At 70.9% G+C, this 17403-nt stretch carries 12 protein-coding genes; 4 read left to right on the top strand and 8 right to left on the bottom strand.

The window, feature by feature from the left end:
- Nucleotides 1-1490, bottom strand: a 1490-nt coding sequence (locus ACIRDX_RS07545) for an NADPH-dependent assimilatory sulfite reductase hemoprotein subunit (protein ID WP_396624796.1), incomplete at its 3' end; no start/stop codon positions are given.
- Nucleotides 1487-2239 (bottom strand): phosphoadenylyl-sulfate reductase, encoded by a 753-nt coding sequence (locus tag ACIRDX_RS07550; RefSeq protein WP_396624797.1) that lies wholly within the window; start codon nucleotides 2237-2239, stop codon nucleotides 1487-1489. The genes ACIRDX_RS07545 and ACIRDX_RS07550, both read right to left, overlap by 4 nt.
- A gap of 610 nt (nucleotides 2240-2849) precedes the next feature.
- Here ACIRDX_RS07550 and ACIRDX_RS07555 point away from each other — a divergent pair.
- Complete coding sequence (locus ACIRDX_RS07555; RefSeq protein ID WP_396624798.1) at nucleotides 2850-3890, top strand: D-cysteine desulfhydrase; 1041 nt, start codon at nucleotides 2850-2852, stop codon at nucleotides 3888-3890.
- A gap of 79 nt (nucleotides 3891-3969) precedes the next feature.
- Here ACIRDX_RS07555 and ACIRDX_RS07560 read toward each other — a convergent pair whose 3' ends face one another.
- Nucleotides 3970-4656, bottom strand: coding sequence for a LamG domain-containing protein (locus ACIRDX_RS07560; RefSeq protein ID WP_396624799.1), 687 nt, complete (start codon nucleotides 4654-4656; stop codon nucleotides 3970-3972).
- 10 nt (nucleotides 4657-4666) lie between these two features.
- Nucleotides 4667-5773, bottom strand: a complete 1107-nt coding sequence (locus tag ACIRDX_RS07565; protein WP_396624800.1) for a beta-propeller fold lactonase family protein — start codon at nucleotides 5771-5773, stop codon at nucleotides 4667-4669.
- A 72-nt stretch (nucleotides 5774-5845) separates the two neighbouring features.
- Here ACIRDX_RS07565 and ACIRDX_RS07570 point away from each other — a divergent pair, with 72 nt between their 5' ends.
- A complete protein-coding gene (locus ACIRDX_RS07570; protein WP_396624801.1) occupies nucleotides 5846-6934 on the top strand; it encodes an amidohydrolase family protein in 1089 nt (362 codons plus the stop codon).
- A gap of 108 nt (nucleotides 6935-7042) precedes the next feature.
- On the opposite strand, the gene ACIRDX_RS07575 is transcribed toward ACIRDX_RS07570, so the two are convergent.
- On the bottom strand, nucleotides 7043-8758 hold the full coding sequence (locus ACIRDX_RS07575) for an acido-empty-quinoprotein group A (RefSeq protein WP_396624802.1): 1716 nt from the start codon (nucleotides 8756-8758) through the stop codon (nucleotides 7043-7045).
- Complete coding sequence (locus ACIRDX_RS07580; protein ID WP_396624803.1) at nucleotides 8755-9759, bottom strand: c-type cytochrome; 1005 nt, start codon at nucleotides 9757-9759, stop codon at nucleotides 8755-8757. The genes ACIRDX_RS07575 and ACIRDX_RS07580 overlap by 4 nt, the downstream gene beginning before the upstream one ends.
- A 133-nt stretch (nucleotides 9760-9892) precedes the next feature.
- Here ACIRDX_RS07580 and ACIRDX_RS07585 point away from each other — a divergent pair, with 133 nt between their 5' ends.
- The gene (locus ACIRDX_RS07585) at nucleotides 9893-12142 is read left to right on the top strand and encodes a TonB-dependent receptor (RefSeq protein ID WP_396624804.1); all 2250 of its coding nucleotides are present in this window, start codon (nucleotides 9893-9895) and stop codon (nucleotides 12140-12142) included.
- A 174-nt stretch (nucleotides 12143-12316) separates the two neighbouring features.
- Here ACIRDX_RS07585 and ACIRDX_RS07590 read toward each other — a convergent pair whose 3' ends face one another.
- Together ACIRDX_RS07590 and ACIRDX_RS07595 are read right to left on the bottom strand one after the other, a co-directional pair.
- Complete coding sequence (locus ACIRDX_RS07590) at nucleotides 12317-14311, bottom strand: TonB-dependent receptor plug domain-containing protein (protein WP_396624805.1); 1995 nt, start codon at nucleotides 14309-14311, stop codon at nucleotides 12317-12319.
- Between the two features lie 5 nt (nucleotides 14312-14316).
- Nucleotides 14317-14874, bottom strand: coding sequence for a YfiR family protein (locus ACIRDX_RS07595; RefSeq protein WP_396624806.1), 558 nt, complete (start codon nucleotides 14872-14874; stop codon nucleotides 14317-14319).
- A gap of 131 nt (nucleotides 14875-15005) precedes the next feature.
- On the opposite strand from ACIRDX_RS07595, the gene ACIRDX_RS07600 reads away from it, so the two are divergent.
- Nucleotides 15006-17384 (top strand): response regulator, encoded by a 2379-nt coding sequence (locus ACIRDX_RS07600; RefSeq protein WP_396624807.1) that lies wholly within the window; start codon nucleotides 15006-15008, stop codon nucleotides 17382-17384.
- The last annotated feature ends 19 nt before the right edge of the window (nucleotides 17385-17403 follow it).

Raw genomic sequence — 17403 nt, forward strand, 5'->3', positions numbered from 1 at the left:
AGGCGCGTGCCGGCGGCGTTGCCGCCGAGGTAGAGCAGGTACTTGTCCAGCGACCGTCCGACGAGCGCCACCTCGGCCACGTAGGGGCGCGCGCAGCCGTTGGGGCAGCCCGTCATGCGGAACACGAGGGGGAGTCCCTGCAGGCCGATGTCGGCCAGCGCCGTGTCGATGTCGCCCATCACGCGGGGCAGCACGCGCTCGGCCTCGCTGATGGCGAGCCCGCAGGTCGGCAGGGCCGGGCAGGCCAGGCTGTTGCGGCGGACACCGCTGATCCGGTCCACCGTCACGATGCCGTGCGCGTCGAGCAGCGCCTCGACCGCCTCGCGGTCCTCGTCGCGGATGTCCGACAGCAGGATGTTCTGCTGCGCGGTCAGCTGCACGCTGGCGCCGACGCGCGCCACCACCTCGCGGATGCCGGTCCGCAGCCGCACGGCGCCCACGTCGGCGATGCGCCCGCTGTCGACAGGCAGGCCGAGGCTCCAGCGGCCGGGCGCGTACGACGCCCAGCCCAGGTGGTCGTGTACCACGAAGGCCGGCATCGGGCGAGCCGGTTCGATGGGGAACGGCACCCGCGCCTGCAACTCGCGCCGGAACCACTCCACGCCCTGTTCCTCGAGCACGTACTTGAGCCGCGCGTGCTTGCGGTTGGTGCGGTCGCCGAAGTCGCGATGCACCGTCACGATGGCCTTCACGACGTCGACGGCGTGCTCGGGGCCCACAAAGCCGATCACGTCGGCCAGGCGCGCGAACGTCGCCTCCTTGTTGTGCGTCACGCCCATGCCGCCGCCAGCCACGACGTTGAAGCCGGCCAGCGCATCGCCGTCGAACAACGCGATGAGCCCCGCGTCGTTCGTGAAGATGTCCATGCAGTTGTCGCCCGCGAAGGCGATCGCGGCCTTGAACTTGCGCGGCAGGTACGTCGTGCCGTAGAGCGGATCCTCCTCGTCGGCGACGATCGCCTCGCCGTCGACCCAGATCTGGTGGTAGGCCTTCGTCCGCGGCAGCGTGGCGGCGCTCAGCTGGTCGGCGATGCGCTGCACCGCCTCGCGGCGCGGGTCGCTGGAAGGCGCCGGGCAGCACATCACGTTGCGGACGACGTCGCCGCAGGCGCCGAAGGTGGTGACGAGCGCGTGGTTCAGGCCACGGATCGTGTCGCGGAGGTGACCCTTGACCACGCCATGGAACTGGATGCCCTGGCGCGTCGTGATGCGCAGCGTACCGTTGCCCAGGCGCGTGGCGATGTCGTCGTGCGCGAGGTACTGTGCGGCCGTGAGCCGGCCGCCCGGCAGCTTGCTGCGCACCATGAAGGCGTATTCCTTCGCGGTGGCGCCCCGCTTGTCACGATTGGTCTGCTCGTACGACCCGTGGAACTTGATGAGCACCTTGCCGGCCTCGCTGAGGCAGGCGTCGGCGCTCTCGAGGTCGTCGGGCAGCGTGCCGCGGAGCCCGTGGCTGTCGGCCTTGACCTGTTCGACGTTCAGCTTGCTCATGAGTGCTCCTGCGTCCCCCGGGCGCTCGGCGGTGCGATCACGCGGTGAAGCCCGCACTCCTTCTTGGAGGACTCCCACCACCAGCGACCGGCGCGCGGGTCTTCGCCCGGCGCGATGGCGCGCGTGCAGGGGGCGCAGCCGATGCTGACGAAGCCCTGCGCGTGCAACGGGTTGTCCGGCACGTCGTGTTCGTCGAGGTAGGCGACCACCTCGTCGAGGGACCAGTCGATGAGCGGGTTGAGCTTCAGCAGGCCGTAGCCCTCGTCCCACTCGAGCACGCGCATGCCCTGACGATTGGCCGACTGCTCGCGGCGCAACCCGGTGATCCACACGCGCACGCCCTGCAGGGCGCGGGCGAGGGGCTTCACCTTGCGCAACTCGCAGCAGGCCTTCCTGTCGTCGACCGACGCGCGGAAGCTGTTGTGGCCCCGGTCGCGCACGAACACCTCGACCTCTGGGGCGTCGGGAAAGAAGACCTCGATGGAGCGCCCGTAGCGCTCGCGCGTGGCGTCGATGAGCGCGTGCGTCTCCTCGAACAGGCGGCCGGTGTCGAGCGTGAAGATGCGAATCGGCAGGTCGTGCGTCCAGATCGCATCGGTGATCACCTGATCTTCCTGGCCGAGTGATGTCGAGAACGCGACGGCGCCGGGGTAGCGTTCTGCCACCAGTCGCAGTCGGCCGGGCAGGTCGAGGGCCTCGAGTGTGGAGGCCGTGGCGTCCAGATCCTGCAGGTCGTGTGCGTGGGCCATGGGAGTACTCGGGGGCGCGGCGTGGTCCGACGTGTCGCGGCGCGTCGTGCCAAGAGCGCGAAGGTCCACTGGTCGCATGGGAATGTCCTGAAGCGCGGCCCCGGGAGACACCGATGGCCGCAGATACACGAAAGCCCGGAAGGGGTACTCCCGGGCTGCGGCGGCAACGATGGCTGACGGTCTCAGGGACGGGGCATCAGCACGTGGTCTCGACGAGGCACGGAAGCAGGAGCATGGTGGGGCAACAACAGGCGCACATACGACGCCCCCCGCCACACTTCGCCATTCGCTCGTGTCGTCGCGACATGTCGACATCCTCGTCGCCATGCGCGCGCCGTGCAAGCACGGCAGGTGTCATATGACAGGGAGGGCCGGGTACCGGGTACGGGGTACCGGGTACGGGGGACGGCAGTCGGCAGTCGGCGGTCGGCAGTGAGGTCAGCAAGAACCGGTAGTCGACAGTCGGCAGTCGCAAGGGCAGGCTACGGGCGTACGGGCTGCAGGCAGCCTGACGCCCGAACCCGGTACCCGGCACCCGGTACCCGGTGTTCCGTTCGTGGGCGTCGACGCTCGGCTCGCCCAGCCCCTGCGTGCGGTAAGGTGTCGTGCCATGGACTTGTCGCGTTTCCCTCGTCGTCGGTACACCCAGGGGCCCACACCCATCGAGCGGCTGCCGCATTTCACGGCGGCGCTGGCCGAGCAGTGCCCGGCGGGCCATCGCCCCGACATCTGGATCAAGCGCGACGACATGCTCGGGTTGTTCCCCGGTGGCAACAAGACGCGCAAGCTCGAGTTCCTCGTGGCCGACGCGCTGGCGCAGGGCGCCGACACGCTCGTGACATGTGGCGCGCCGCAGAGCAACCACTGCCGCATCACGCTGTCGGCCGCCGTGAAGGAAGGGCTGCGGTGCCGCTTCGTGATCGAGGAGCGCGTGCCGCACAGCTTTCGCGAGGATGCGAGCGGCAACCACTTCCTGTTCCGGTTGATGGGCGTCGAGTCGATCCGGGTGGTGCCGGCGGGTACCGACATGGCCGCCGAGATGCAGCGGGAACTCGGGACGCTCGCCTCGGAGGGACGGAAGGGCTACATCATTCCCGGCGGCGGGTCGAACGCCATCGGCGGACTCGGCTACGTCGCCTGCGTGCAGGAACTGATGGCGCAGAGCCTCGACATGGGCGTGCGCTTCGACCAGGTCATCGTCGGCTCCGGCAGTTCAGGCACGCACGGCGGCATGCTGGCGGGCGTCGTCGGGCATCGCTACGACACCGTCCTGACCGGCATCGGCGTGAGTCGCGATCCCGACGACCAGGTGCCGCTCGTGCTGAAGGAGGCACAGGCCGTCCACGACCTGCTCGGCACCGGAGTCACCGTGCCGCGCGAGGCCGTGCGGTGCGTCGGCGGCTACTGGCAGCCGAAGTACTCCGTGCCGAACGCGAGGATGGTCGAGGCGACGCAGTGGCTCGCGCGCACGGAAGGCGTGATCCTCGATCCCGTCTACACCGGCAAGATCATGGCGGGCCTCATCGGCCTGGCGCGCGAGGGCCACTTCCGCGACGGCGAGCAGGTGCTGTTCATGCACACTGGCGGCCTGCCCGGCGTGTTCGCGTATGAGCGCGAGTTGCTCGGCCTGGCCGAGCAACTCGCGCCGTGACAATGCCGCGATGCCTCACAGGTAGGGCGCGGTGTCCCACCGCGCCGCCATTCACAGCGGCGGCGTGGGACACGCCGCCCTACCGCTGTCTGCCCTCGAACTCCGCGGGTGCGAGCGCACGCCGCGTGAAGCGGGCGGAGTGGATCGCGCCCTTGAAGTAGTTGACCAGCGTGATGCGCACGCCGACCGACGTGCGGCCGGCCTTCAGCGGCGCGATCTCCAGCGGGAAGTCGAGCTGCTTCACGCCATCGACGTAGCTGCTGAATGTCGTGCCGTCGTACACGGCGGCGACGTGGTACCAGCGTCCCACCGGGTGCAGCGCCTGGCGATTGATGAGCGCCTTTTCCTTGCCGTCGCTGAAGGCGAAGGCGTCGAGGAACCACTCCTCGCCCGCGACGCGGATCTCGAACAGCCGGCGGTTGTCCGATCCGTCTTCCTGCAGGTGGAACCAGCGCTGCTCGCGCGCGCCGCCGTCGGGCCGGAACACGGCCTCCCACGTGAACGTCTCCGCGCCGGCCAGCGGATGTCCCTCCACCATCAGCGCGTCGTCCACGCCATCGAACTCGACCACCGTGCCGAGCGGCGAGTCGACGAGGCGAGGCTCGCCCAGCCGTGTCACGGCTCGATCGCCCACGCGGTCGAGCCGGTCGAAGCGCCACGTCTCGGCGGCCGCGGGGGGCGGCGCCTGGGCGGGCAGGGTCACGGGACGAGCCGCCGCGAGCGCGACGGCGACGACGACCAGGAGAAAGCCTTCACGGGCACGCATGTCCTCTCGCTCAGCGAGTTGCTCCGACGATGAGCCCCCACGGACTCCCATCGGTCGCGACCTTGGTGACGGTTCCCGAGGTGAGGTCGAGCAGCGAGACGTCCGCGCCCGGGCCGTTGGCGGTGTAGGCCGTGCGGCCGTCGGGGCTCAGGCCGAGACCCCACGGGCGCTCGCCGACTTCGGCGTACGTGCGCGTGACCGTCCGGGTGGCCACGTCGATGGCCGACACCGATCGGCCTCGACCGTTTGACACATACAGCGTCTTCGCGTCGGCCGAGAGGACCGCCGCCATCGGGCGCGCGGGCAGCTTGCCGTCCTCGCCGGCCGGCAGGTCGATGGTCTTCACGACCTTCCTGGTCGCGGCATCCACCACCGACACGGCGAAGCCGAACTCGCCGGTCACGAACATGATCGCGCCGTCGGGCGTGAACACGATGGTGCGCGGCCGCTTGGCGGTCCTGACGCGGCCGATCACCTTCAGCGTCGTGGTGTCGACGCCCACGATCTCGTGCTCTTCCTCGCAGGTCACCCACACGGTGCGGCCGTCCGGGCTGACGGTGACGCCCTCGGGTTCCTCGCCGACCTTGACGCGAGCCTTGATCGCGCCGGACTCGAGGTCGAGCACCGTCATCTCGGCCGTCTCCTCGTTGGAGACGTACAGCGTGCGTCCGTCGGGCGACAGGTCGAAGCTCTCCGGGTCCTGGCCGCTGTCGTAGCGGCGCGCCACCGTGCGTGTCGTGAGGTCGATGACGCCCACGCCGTCGGCGGAGCGATCGGGCGGCGGCAGGGTGGACTCGTCGACGCCGGGCGGCGCGATGGGCGAGCCCGAGAGGGCGACATAGAGCTTCGTGCCGTCCTTCGAGAGCTTGAGCCCCCGGGGGCGCTTGCCGACCGAGATGCGTTCCAGCACCTGTCGGGTGACGGGATCGATGACCAGCACCTGCCCCTGCGTTTCGTTCGAGACGTACAGCCTCGGGGCCGCGGGCGCTGTGGGGGCCGCGGCAGGCGGCGCCGGTGTGCGCTCGGCCGCTGGTTCGGGGGCCCGGCCGCAGGCGGCCGCCAGCGCGAACACGGCGACGGCCAGAAGCGGGGAGGCGGATGAGAAGGAAATCCTCATCCGCGCATTGTTACAGAGGTAGGGCGGGGTGTCCCACCCCGCCGTGATCGCGCCTCGACAATAATGGCGGCCATGCTGACCCGCCTGCGCCTCCTCCTTGCGGCCTCCGCGATGGTCTCGACCGTCGCCGGAGCCCTTGCCCAGTCACCCGCGCCTCCCACGCCGCCGGATCAGCTGCTGCTGAAGGACTACCGTCCGACGTCCATCTATCGCATCCCCCAGACCCTCGTGCCGAAGGCGAAGTTCCCCGTCATCGACATCCACTCGCATGCGTACGTGCAGACCCCCGAGGCGGTGGCCGCGTGGGTGAAGACGATGGACGAGGTGGGCATCGAGAAGACCATCGTCATGGTCGGTGGCACGGGCAAGCGACTCGACGACGCCATCGCGCTGTTCTCGGCGCATCCAGGGCGCTTCGAGGTCTGGTCGGGCCTCGACCTGAGTGGTGCGGACCAGCCGGACTTTGCCGCTCGCGTCATCGCCGAACTCGAGCGCGGCGTGAAGCTCGGCGTCCGCGGCGTCGGCGAGTTGAGCGACAAGGGGCGCGGCCTGCGCAACTCCGGCGGCATGCACGTCGACGACCCGCGCATGGATCCGATCTTCGAGAAGCTGGCCGACCTCGGATTGCCGGTCAACATCCACGTCGGCGAGGACCAGTGGATGTACGAAGCCATGGACTCGTCCAACGACGGCCTGATGAACGCCTTCAAGTGGAAGATTCCGGCCGACCCGGCGGTGCTCGGCCACGACGAGGTGATTGCGACGCTGGCCCGCGCGGTGAAGAAGCACCCGCGCACCACGTTCATCGCCTGTCACTTCGCCAACACGACGTCGGACCTGTCGATGCTGGCCAGGATGCTCGACGCGTCACCCAACCTCTACGCCGACATCGCGGCGCGCTTCGGCGAGACGTCGCCGATCCCGCGCACCATGCGGAAGTTCTACGAGAAGTACCAGGATCGCCTGCTGTACGGCACCGACATGGGCACCGAGGCCGAGATGTATCGCTCGACGTTCCGCATCCTCGAGACCGAGGACGAGCACTTCTACCTGGAGACCCTGCGGCTGTACCACTGGCCGTATCACGGCTTCGGCCTGCCGGACGGGATCCTGCGGAAGGTGTACCGCGACAACGCGCGGAAGGTGTTGAAGAAGAGGTAGGGGAGGGAGGCGTCGACCTGAAGGTCGACGCCCACGAACCGATCGATCCGTGGCGGTCGACCTTCAGGTCGACCGTCGGCCAAGGCCGACGGCTACACCTGGGGAGCCCTACTCGTACAGCGCGAAGGCGTACAGCGTGTCGCCAGCGGCGACGAGGATGTGCTGCCGGCCGTCGAGCATGTAGCTGATGGCCGCGTTGCTCACGTTGCCGATGCGCGAGTGCCAGAGCGGCTTGCCCGTCTCGGCGTCGTAGGCCACGAAGTTGCCGCCGGCGTCACCGGCGAACACCAGGTTGCCCGCCGTGGCCAGCAACCCGCCGCCGCCCCCGCCCGCCCCGGTGGTGCTGGGGTAGGCCCGGCGCCACGCCACCTTGCCGGTGGTCGGGTCGATGGCCGTGAGGAAGTTGCCCGTGCTGCCGACCGCGACCTCCTCCTTGCCGCCGAGGCCCATGGAGCCGCGCGGGTCGGGATCGGTGAGGTAGTAGATCGAGTAGCCGTTGCGCTCGGTCACGTAGAACAGCTTGGTGAGCGGCGAGTAGGCCGGCGGTTCCCAGTTGATCGTGCCGCCCGAGGTCGGGTTGGTGAGCGCGCCCGGGACCGTCGGGTCCTTCACCGGGTTGCGGCGCACGGCGCCCTTCTTGTCGATCTCCTTGGCCCAGTTGGCGTCGCCGCCGAACTTCGTCGTGACGAGGTGCTCGCCGGTCACGCGGTCGATCGTGAAGAAGTAGCCGTTGCGCGCGGCCGTCGACACCAGCTTGCGCATCTTCCCGTTGACCATGCCCTCGAACAGGATCGGCGTCTGCGCCGAGTCCCAGTCGTGCATGTCGTGCGGCGAGGTCTGGAAGGCCCAGACCATCTTGCCGGTGTCGACGTTCACCGCCACGAGCGAGCACGTGTAGAGGTTGTCGCCCTCGCCGCGGCCCGCCGTGTAGGCCGGGATCGGGTTGCCGGTGCCGAAGATGTAGAGGCGCGTCTCCGGGTCGTAGACGCCCGGCAGCCAGGGGTGGCCGCCGCCGTACTTGGCCGACTGGAGGTTCGGCCACGTGTCGAGGCCGGGATCGCCCTGCTTCATCGGCACGGTGTAGAAGCGCCACTGCACCTCGCCGGTCTCGGGATGGAACGACTGGATGTAGCCGGGCGAGTCGATGTCGTTGCCGGTGCCGAGGAGGAGGTGGTTGTCGACGACGATGGGCGCCATCGTGGAGAAGTACTGCTGGTCGAAGTCGGCGTGCTCCTTGTTCCAGCGTTCCTTGCCCGTCTTCGCGTCGAGCGACACGAAGAAGTTGTCGGGGGTGACGAAGTACAGGTAGTCGCGCCAGATGCCGACGCCGCGGTTGGCGATCGGCGTGCTGCCCTTGGTGCGCCAGAAGTAGTGCCAGAGCTCGCGGCCGTCGCGCGCATCCATCGCCCAGGTGTTGTCGGGCGTCGTCACGTAGAGGGTGCCGTTGACCATCAGCGGCGTGCCCTTGACGTTGGCCGGCACGGCGGGCAGGTTGTCGGGGCCGTTGCCGCCGACGATCACCGGCGCGCCACCGCCGAAGCGGAAGCGGCCGCCGCCACCGCCGGCGCCAGTGCCGGCCGTGAGCCTGGCCGTCCAGGCCAGCGAGAGGCGCTTGACGCTCGTGCGATCGACCTGCGTGAGCGGGCTGAAGCGCTTGCCGGTGTAGTCACCGGAGTACGTCGGCCAGTCCTCGCCGAGCGGCTGCACGAGGCGCTTCGGGTCGAGCGAGGGTGCGGGCGCCGTGGTCGGCGCCGGCCCCTGGCCCGCCAGCACGATCGGCAGGGCCAGCAGGGACATCGTCAGGATCAGGCGGGGCGTTCTCATTTCAGCGTCACCAGGTAGGCCGTCACGTTGTGCATGTCGGCGTCGGTCAGCACGCGCAGCAGCGCGATGTGGCCCTCGAGCGGATCGGCAATCTCCACCTTCGGCGTGTCGCCGTTGCGGCGGTAGGTGCGCGGCGAACCGTCGGCCTGCGCGATCGTCACCGAGAAGTCGTCGATGCGCAGCAGCCGGCCCGCGGCCTTCTCGCCCGACGGCAGCGTGACCGTGGCCGTCGTGAACGCCCGCGGCGTCCCGCCTGCCGGCCGCATGACGCCACCGCCGCGCGCGATGGCGCGACCGCCCGACACCCACACGTTCTGCAGTTGCTTCGGGTCGGCGTACCGCGTCGCCAGGCCTGCGAGGTCGCCGGTGGCCGAGTGGCAGCTGGCGCACTTCGCGGTGAAGTAGGCCGCGCCGGCCTTGGCGTCGCCGACGAGGATGTCCAGCTTCACTTCCTCGCCGGGGGGCGGGTTGCCCTGGCCGCCGATCTTGCTCTGCAGGTCGTGCACGAAGGCGATGACCGCACGGATGTCCTCGTCGGGCAGCGGGCTCGCCACCATCTGCGTCCCGGGCCGCCCGTTCTTGATGACCGGATACAGCAGCTCGCCGGCCTTGTCGTTCAGGGCCAGTTCAGAGCGAAGCAGGTTCGGCCCGCCCAGCTGTCCGCCGCGCGCGTCGGCGCCGTGGCAGGGACCGCAGGCGCCCGCGAAGATGCCGCGGCCGCGCTGGATCACGTCGGGATTGCCCTTCGGGCGCTGCTGGGCCGGGAAGCGTCCCTGCCCGCCGCCGGGCCCGCCTGGCCCACCCGGGCCGCCCGCGGGGCGGGGCGCCGGCGTGGTGGCCGGGGCTTGCGGCGCCGGCGCCCCTGCCGGGGGCGGCCCCCCGTGACCTTCGATGACCGGCGGTTGCGCCGGCGCCTGATGCGGCCCTTCGGTGGCGCGGACGCTCACCGACAGCGCCACCCCGATCGCCGCCGCGGCGACCCATGCTGACCCAACTCTCATGTGTCCGTGTCTCCCTGGACCCGGGCAGCCGCGTGGGCGCCCGATCCTGTCGTGGCTATCGACGCGTGTACGACTGAAAAGGGTGACACGTTTCCCGGTCGTGCGCCACTGCGGGAGTGGCTAGAATCAACGGATGCGCCTTGCACTCGCGGCCATGCTCGTGTTCCTCCCGGCGCTCGCGTCCGCGCAGGTGCCGCGACCGCCGTCCGACCCGACTGCGCCTGGGGCCCCATCGCCGAAGGCGCCCAGGGCCGCCGAGACCGTCGACGTGGTCGCCGTGACGCCGCTGCACGGCTCGGGCGTGCCGCGGACCCACCTGCCGGCCAATGTGCAGGTGATCGACGCGCGGACGGCGCCTGGCCCGGTCACCGACCTCGCCGCGCTGCTCACGCAGGGACTCACCACATTGCAGGCGAGCGAGGCGCAGGGCGGCCTCTTCCAGCCAGACGTGATTTTTCGCGGCTTCACGGCGTCGCCGCTCCTCGGCGCCTCCGAAGGGCTGGCCGTCTACGTGGACGGCATGCGCGTCAACGAGCCGTTCGGCGACGTGATGAACTGGGATGCGCTGCCGCCGGCCGCCCTCGAGACCATCAACGTGATGCCCGGGTCCAACCCGCTCTTCGGGCTGAATGCGCTCGGCGGCGCCATCTCGGCACGCACCCGCGACGGCTTCTCGGCGCCTGGCGGCCGCGTGTCGCTCTCGGGCGGATCGTTCGGGCGGGCCCGCGGCGACGGCGAACTGGGGGGCGCCCGCGGCCCGTGGGCGGGCTTCATGGCCGGGTCGTGGCTCGACGAGCAGGGGTGGCGTGACTACTCCCCGTCCGCGCTGCGTCGCGTCTTCGGCAAAGGCTCCTGGCGTGGAGCCTCGACGATGGCCTACGTGGCGTCGACGGTGGCCAGCAACGACCTGACCGGCAACGGCACCGCCCCCGAGGCGCTGCTCGCAGACGAGCCCACGGCCGTGTTCACGCATCCCGACCGGACCGACCACGACCTGGTCGCCGTCAACGGCCGGGCCGACCACCTGTTCTCGCCGACGTTGAGGCTGGAGGCGATGGCCTCGGTGCGCGATACGCGTCTCCGGACGCTCAACGGCGACGCCGCCGACGATGACGATGACGACGGCGGGCACGAGGAGGAGGAGGAGGAAGAGGAGGGCGGCGGCGTGCTGAACCGTAGCCGTACCGACAGCCTGGCGGGGGGCCTGATGGCCCAGCTCGTGTGGACGGCGCCGCTGGCCGGCCGGACGCAGCACGCGACCTTCGGCGTGTCGGTCGACGCCGCCGAGAGTGGGTTCGCGTTCGAAGCCGAGGACGGTGTCCTCACCGACGCGCGCGAAGTCATCGGCACCGGCATCCTCGATCCGGAGGCGGCGGTCGGGCTCGACGCGCGCACGCGGACGGTGTCGGTGTTCGTGAGCGACACGGTCGACCTGACGCCGCGTGTGCACGTGACGGCGTCGGCGCGCGCCAACTGGTCGTCGGTCGTCCTCCGCGATCGTCTCGGCGACGACCTGAACGGCGACCACGCGTTCGCGCGGCTCAACCCGTCGGCCGGCGTCACCTGGGATGCCACCGACCGGCTCAATCTCTTTGCGGGCGTGTCGCAGGCCTCGCGTGTGCCCACGCCGGTCGAGCTGACGTGCGCCGACCCCGAGGACCCCTGCCGGCTGCCCAACGCGTTCGTCTCCGATCCGCCGCTGGCGATGCCGGTGGCGAGCACCCTCGAGGCCGGGGCGCGCGGGCAGGCGGCCCGGGGCAGCTGGAGCCTGGCTGCGTACGCGACGCGCGTGCGCGATGACCTGATCTTCGTCAGCAGCGGACGGCTTCGCGGGACGGGGCACTTCGAGAACATCGAGCGGACGCGCCGTCAGGGCGTCGAGGCTGCCGCCGACTGGCGCGTCGCCGGTCTGACCCTGTCTGGCAGCTACGCGTTCCAGCGCGCCACGTACGGCGCCGACCTCGCGGTGCCCAGCCCCCTTCATCCCGAGGCCGATGGCGGCGAACTGGCGGTCGCGGATGGCGACACGTTGCCCGGCGTGCCGCGGCACCTCGCGCGGGCGATGGTCGCGGCCCGCCCGGTGTCCTCGCTCGACGTGGCCGTCCAGTGGCGTGCGCAGTCGGGCCAGTACCTGCGCGGCGACGAGGCCAACCTGCTCGACACGATCCCCGGGTTCATGACGGTCGACGCGCAGGCCCGGTGGCGGCTGGGCCGGCGCCTGTCGCTGGTCGCCACCCTCACCAACCTGTTCGATACGGGTTACGCGACGTTCGGTACGCTCGGCGATGCCGAACTCCTCGGCGAGCCGTACGACGACGAGTTCCGCTTCGTGAGCCCGGGGGCACCCCGCGCGGCCTGGGTGGGCATCGACGTGCGGTTCTGATCGCTCGAGCGACCGCCCGGGCCGGGCTGCCCTGGCAGGGCGCTGAAGAGCTCGGCCCAGTCCTTCACGATTCAGAGCGCTGACTGGAGAGGGCGCCGATCTTCAACGGAATCGCAGCCCTCCATTCTGAATCGTGAATTCTGAATAGAGGTGGCTGGCTGTGTCAGCCACCTGCTAGAAGCCCACCGTGAACCGCACCGAGAACGTCCGCCCGTCCTGGCCGATCAGCTCCTGGCGGAACTCCGCGCCGACCGGATCGGCGTAGGCCGTATCGAACAGGTTGTACACCGAGGCCGCGATGGCGCCGCGCATGCCGCGTGGCGTGACACGGAGCGTCAGGTTGGTCAGCGCGTAGGCGTCGGCCGTCGCGCCGAGGTCGGTGATCCGCTCGCCCACGTACTGCCAGTCGAGCGCGAGCGTGGCCCGGCGCGTGCCGACCGGCGTCTCCATCCGGAACAGCCCGAGGGTCCCCGGAGAGTTCGACAGCCGCACGTGCGTCGGGGGGGCATCCACGTCCTGCAGCACCAGGCTGCCGCGCATCAGGAGCCCGTTGACCCAGCGGCGCTCGGCCTCGAACTCGCCGCCCACGGCGTGGGCCGACGAGGCATTGGCCGAGGTCGCGAGCTCGTCGTCGAGCGCGACCTGCGAGATCAGCGAATCGATGCGGGTGACGTACGCGGACGCCGACAGCCGGAGCCTGCCGCCCACGTAACGTTCGACCACCGCCTCGCTGGTGCGCAGGGTCTCCGGCTTCAGCGCCGGATTGGCGAGGAAGCCGTCCTGCGTGTAGAAGCGCTCGTAGGCGTTGGGGGCACGATAGGCGCCGCCGTACAGCAGCTTGAGGGCCGTGTCGGCGTCGGGGCGCACCACGAGGCCGAGGCGCGGGTGGGCGCTCCAACCGTCGAGGGTCCAGTAGTCCGCCCGTGCGCCCAGCACCGCGCTCACCTTGCCACCGAGCCGGATTTCGTCCTGCACGTAGAGGCCCAGCTGCCGCGACCGGTGGTTGTCCTCGAACGGGCCGGCCCCCTCGTCGATCACCTGCATCTGGCGGAGGTGCTCGCGGTACTCGGAGCCGTAGGTCAGGCGATGCCGCGACGACAGCGTGCGCGAGGCCGTGATCTCGCCGACCAGCCAGTCGCCGCCGGCGAACTCGGTGTAGGCCGAGTCCTCACTCACGTAGGCCCCCTCGTACCGCATGTGGTCGTAGAAGCCACGCACGGTCAGCGCCGTGGCGCCCACGTCGCCGCGCCAGGTGGCGCCCGCCCAGGCGCGGCTGTCGATGGTCTGCGAGCCCGGTTCGCTCAGCACCGTGCCCCACGCGCCGGTCGGCAGGTGCTTCTCGCGCTCGCTGACGGCGCCCTCGATGGCGAGTCCCCCCAGGCGGACGCTGCCGAACATCGTGCTGGCGCGATCACCGTCCGCGCCGACGCTGATGCCGGGGCCGGTGATCGGGTCGTCGTACTCGGGATAGCGCAGCGCGGCCGCGCCATCACTGGTCAGGTGCGACACCGACAGGAGCAGGTCGTGGCCACGCTCGTCGGAGGTGCCGAAGGAGCCGCGCGCCCGCCAGGTCCCGAGGCTGGCACTCTCGACGCTGCCCTCGACGCCGCCGAGGGCCGCGCCCTTCTTCAGGATGACGTCGACCACGGCGAAGAACGCGCTGGTGCCGTACAGCGCCGAGCCCGGGCCGCGGATGATCTCGATGCGGTCCACGAGCTGGATGTCGACGGGGAAGTCGGTGCCGATGCCGACCGCGTCGAACACGTTGTCGTTGAGCCGGTGTCCGTTGATCAGGAAGAGGACACGGTTGTTGTAGTCGGTCGGCCGCCCGAAGCCGCGCGCCCCGAGGTAGGCGTAGTTGCGGTCGTAGGTCACGTAGAAGCCGCGCGTCGCCCGCAGCACCTCGGCGAGCGTGCGCCAGCCGTACGTGGCGATCTCCTGGGCGGTGACCACCGTCACCGACGAGGGGGCCTCGGTGACGAGCTGCTCGCGCTTGGCCGCGCCCGACACGGTGTCGACCTTGATCGTCATCAGCTCCTCGAGCGACGGGCCGGTGAGCGCGTCGCCGGGCACCGGATCCGGCGGGCTGCCGGGCGGGGACGGTGCCTGTGCGAGGACCGGGTTGGTCGCGAGGCAGAGAAGCAGGAGGAGGAGGGAGGGACGCAGCATGGCAATCACCCGACGATGCGAGCGAGACGAAGGAGATGGGAGCTGAGCGACAGGCCGGCACGGGCGGCGGCGGCCGTGTTGGCGTCGAAGCGGATGCGGTCGCCGTCGACGTAGACACCGATGACCAGCCCGGCCTGGCCCATGCCCTCGCCGTCGCCGATCGTCAGCACACCCTTGGGTTCCACGCTCCGGATCAGCGCCGGGGCCGAGGCGCGTTGCGAGGCCGCGAGGACCACCACGGCGGGCGGCACCGCTGGAAGCTGGGTGATGGTCGCCACACCAGCGATGGCGAGCGGGCGGCGGTCGACGCGCTGCCCCTGGGCGGCCTCGCGGAGCGCATCCGCGAGGGCGGGGTCGCCGATGACCAGGACGGTCAGGGGCGCCGTCGCGTCGGCGGCCGGCGCCGTGCGCCAGCTCACCAGCCGGAGCATCCTGACGATCATCTCGGCCTTGAGCTGCCGCTCGCCGAGGTCGTGCGCGCCGGTGCCCAGCGCCAGGCCCGCGAGCATCGCGACGACCAGCACGGACCTGCAGATCGAACGGGTGGCGAGACCGGAAGACACGGGCATCGTGGGCCGGGCAGGCCCGGTCGCCCTAGCAATCGGCTGCCCGGGGCCGATTCGCCAGCCGCAACTGGGGCGCTCACGCCTGTGACCATGCCCGCCGATACACGGGATAGCGGGTTTTCTCGCGCATGCGCATTCGGCTGTCGCTTCGTCATCGCCTCACGCTGGTCCTCATGGCTGCCAGCGCCTGCGGCCTGGCCCTCACAGGGGCGGGACTGGTGGCGTACGACACGAGGACGGCGCGCGCCCAGCTCGCCAATGAACTCGAGGGCGTGACGCGTCTGGTGGCCATCAACAGCGACGCCGCCCTGACCTTCGGCGACATCGACGTCGCGCACGCGACGTTGTCGTCGCTGTCCGCCCGCGACGACGTCCTGTCGGCCGCCCTCTACGGCAAGGACGGCGGGCTCATCACCGAGTACCGCGCGGCGGGCGCCGCGGCGCCGCCCCGCACGGCGCCCGCGCCGGGGACGGTCTTCTCGGTGGGCACCATCCAGGTGGGCCGGGACATCTGCAACGAGGGCGGCTGCGTCGGCCGCCTCGTGGTGCTGGCCGACCAGCGGCAACTGCAGGCGCGGCTGACCGGCATGCTGGCGATCTTCGGGGGCGTCTTCGTGGTGTCGCTCGCCGTCGCGTGGGCGCTCGGCGCCCTGCTGCAGCGCCCCCTGGTGCTGCCGCTACGGCAGCTCTCGGACGCGGCGGCCGAAGTGAGCCGCTCGCGACGCTTCGACATCGCCCTCCCGGCGGCCGAACGCACCGACGAGGTCGGCGTGCTCGTGACGGCGTTCAACGACATGGTGCGCGAGATCGGCTCGCTCTACGGCGAGTTGCAGCAGCACCGCGAGGGCCTCGAGCAGACCGTGCTGCTGCGGACGGCCGAGCTGCGCGAGGCCAAGGAGCGCGCCGAGGCGGCCAACCGCTACAAGAGCGAGTTCCTGGCCAACATGAGCCACGAGATCCGGACGCCGATGAACGGCGTGCTGGGCATGACCGAGCTCGCGCTCGAGACGCACCTCGACCCGCTCCAGCGGGACTACGTCGAGACGATCCGCCGCTCCGCCGAGGCGCTGCTCTCGGTGATCGACGACGTGCTCGACTTCTCGAAGATCGAGGCCGGGCGGCTCGACGTGGAAGTCGTGCCCTTCTCCTTGCCCTCGGCGATCGACGACGCGCTGAGCGCGCTGGCGGTCCGGGCCCACCAGCGTGGGCTCGACCTGGTGTGCGACCCGGCGCCTGGCCTGCCCGAACACGTCCTCGGCGACCAGGGGCGGCTGCGCCAGGTGCTCATCAACCTGCTCGGCAATGCCGTCAAGTTCACGCTGACCGGTTCGGTCCAGCTGCACGTGCGACTCGGCACCGCGCCAAATGGGGATGCGCGCCTCTGCTTCGCCGTCAAGGACACCGGTGTGGGCATCGCACCCGAGCGACAGCAGGCCATCTTCGAGGCCTTCACGCAGGCCGACGGATCGACGACGCGCGTGTTCGGCGGGACCGGCCTGGGCCTGACGATCTCGGCCAGGCTGGTCGCCCTGATGGGCGGCACCCTGGCCGTGAAGAGCGTCCTCGGCGAAGGCAGCACGTTCGCCTTCGACCTGCCGCTCCTCGTCTCGCCCGGCGTTCCGCTCGCCTCGGACCTCTCCCCGGGTACGCTGTCGGAGCGCACCGTGGTGATCATCGACGCGCAGCCGGCCTCGCGCGACGTGCTGCGGCGATGGCTCACCGGCTGGGGCGCCCGCGTCCGGGCGGTCGCGCACGTGGCCGACGCGCTGCCGGCCCTGCCGACGGCCGACGCCGTGTTCGCCGACGGTGCCGCGCTCGAGGACCCCCACCTGCTGCGGCTCACCGTCGACGGGCGTGTGCCCACGATCGTGGCGATGCTCAGCACGGCCGAGTCGCCGGGCACGGCCGGGCCGCCACTGGCCGGCACCCTCGTGAAGCCGCTCCGCCGGACGGCCGTGGCGGCACTGGCGGCCGCGGCACTCGGCTCGTCGCGCGTCCCCGCAAGCCCGTCAGTCGCCCGTCAGCCCGCGTCGGCGCCCGGCTCCTCCGTCACGGACGGCCCGGGGCTGGAGGGGCGACCGCTCCAGGCAGTGCAGGCGGTGCCGCCGCTCCTGCGGGTGCTGGTGGCCGAGGACAACCCGGTGAACCAGCGCGTGGTGCAGGGGATGCTGCGCGCCCGCCAGTGCGAGGTCGTGCTGGCCAACAACGGACGCGAGGCCGTCGAGGCGTGGGGGCGCGGCAGTTTCGACGTGGTGTTCATGGACGTCCAGATGCCCGAGATGGACGGCTTCGAGGCCGTGGCGGCCATTCGCGCCGCCGAGGCGTCGGCGCAGCGGCTGCGCGTGCCGATCGTGGCGCTCACCGCGCACGCCATGGCGGGCGATGCCGAGCGGTGCCTGGCGGCCGGCATGGACGGCTATCTCTCCAAGCCCCTCCGGCGGGCCGCGCTCGACGACGAGTTGCGGCGCCTCGGCATCCTCAAGGACGCTCTGGAGCAGTCGGCGTGAGCGCCGGTATCGGCTATCG

This window comes from Luteitalea sp. (assembly GCF_044337415.1).
Classification (GTDB): Bacteria; Acidobacteriota; Vicinamibacteria; order Vicinamibacterales; family Vicinamibacteraceae; genus Luteitalea.

What these genes read in the sequence shown, in the direction of transcription:
- ACIRDX_RS07565 (WP_396624800.1), bottom strand. Translation starts at nt 5,773, where the DNA reads ATGAGGATTTCCTTCTCATCCGCCTCCCCGCTTCTGGCCGTCGCCGTG.
- ACIRDX_RS07600 (WP_396624807.1), top strand. Translation starts at nt 15,006, where the DNA reads ATGCGCATTCGGCTGTCGCTTCGTCATCGCCTCACGCTGGTCCTCATG.
- ACIRDX_RS07550 (WP_396624797.1), bottom strand. Translation starts at nt 2,239, where the DNA reads ATGGCCCACGCACACGACCTGCAGGATCTGGACGCCACGGCCTCCACA.
- ACIRDX_RS07570 (WP_396624801.1), top strand. Translation starts at nt 5,846, where the DNA reads ATGCTGACCCGCCTGCGCCTCCTCCTTGCGGCCTCCGCGATGGTCTCG.
- ACIRDX_RS07560 (WP_396624799.1), bottom strand. Translation starts at nt 4,656, where the DNA reads ATGCGTGCCCGTGAAGGCTTTCTCCTGGTCGTCGTCGCCGTCGCGCTC.
- ACIRDX_RS07575 (WP_396624802.1), bottom strand. Translation starts at nt 8,758, where the DNA reads ATGAGAACGCCCCGCCTGATCCTGACGATGTCCCTGCTGGCCCTGCCG.
- ACIRDX_RS07555 (WP_396624798.1), top strand. Translation starts at nt 2,850, where the DNA reads ATGGACTTGTCGCGTTTCCCTCGTCGTCGGTACACCCAGGGGCCCACA.
- ACIRDX_RS07585 (WP_396624804.1), top strand. Translation starts at nt 9,893, where the DNA reads ATGCGCCTTGCACTCGCGGCCATGCTCGTGTTCCTCCCGGCGCTCGCG.
- ACIRDX_RS07580 (WP_396624803.1), bottom strand. Translation starts at nt 9,759, where the DNA reads ATGAGAGTTGGGTCAGCATGGGTCGCCGCGGCGGCGATCGGGGTGGCG.
- ACIRDX_RS07590 (WP_396624805.1), bottom strand. Translation starts at nt 14,311, where the DNA reads ATGCTGCGTCCCTCCCTCCTCCTCCTGCTTCTCTGCCTCGCGACCAAC.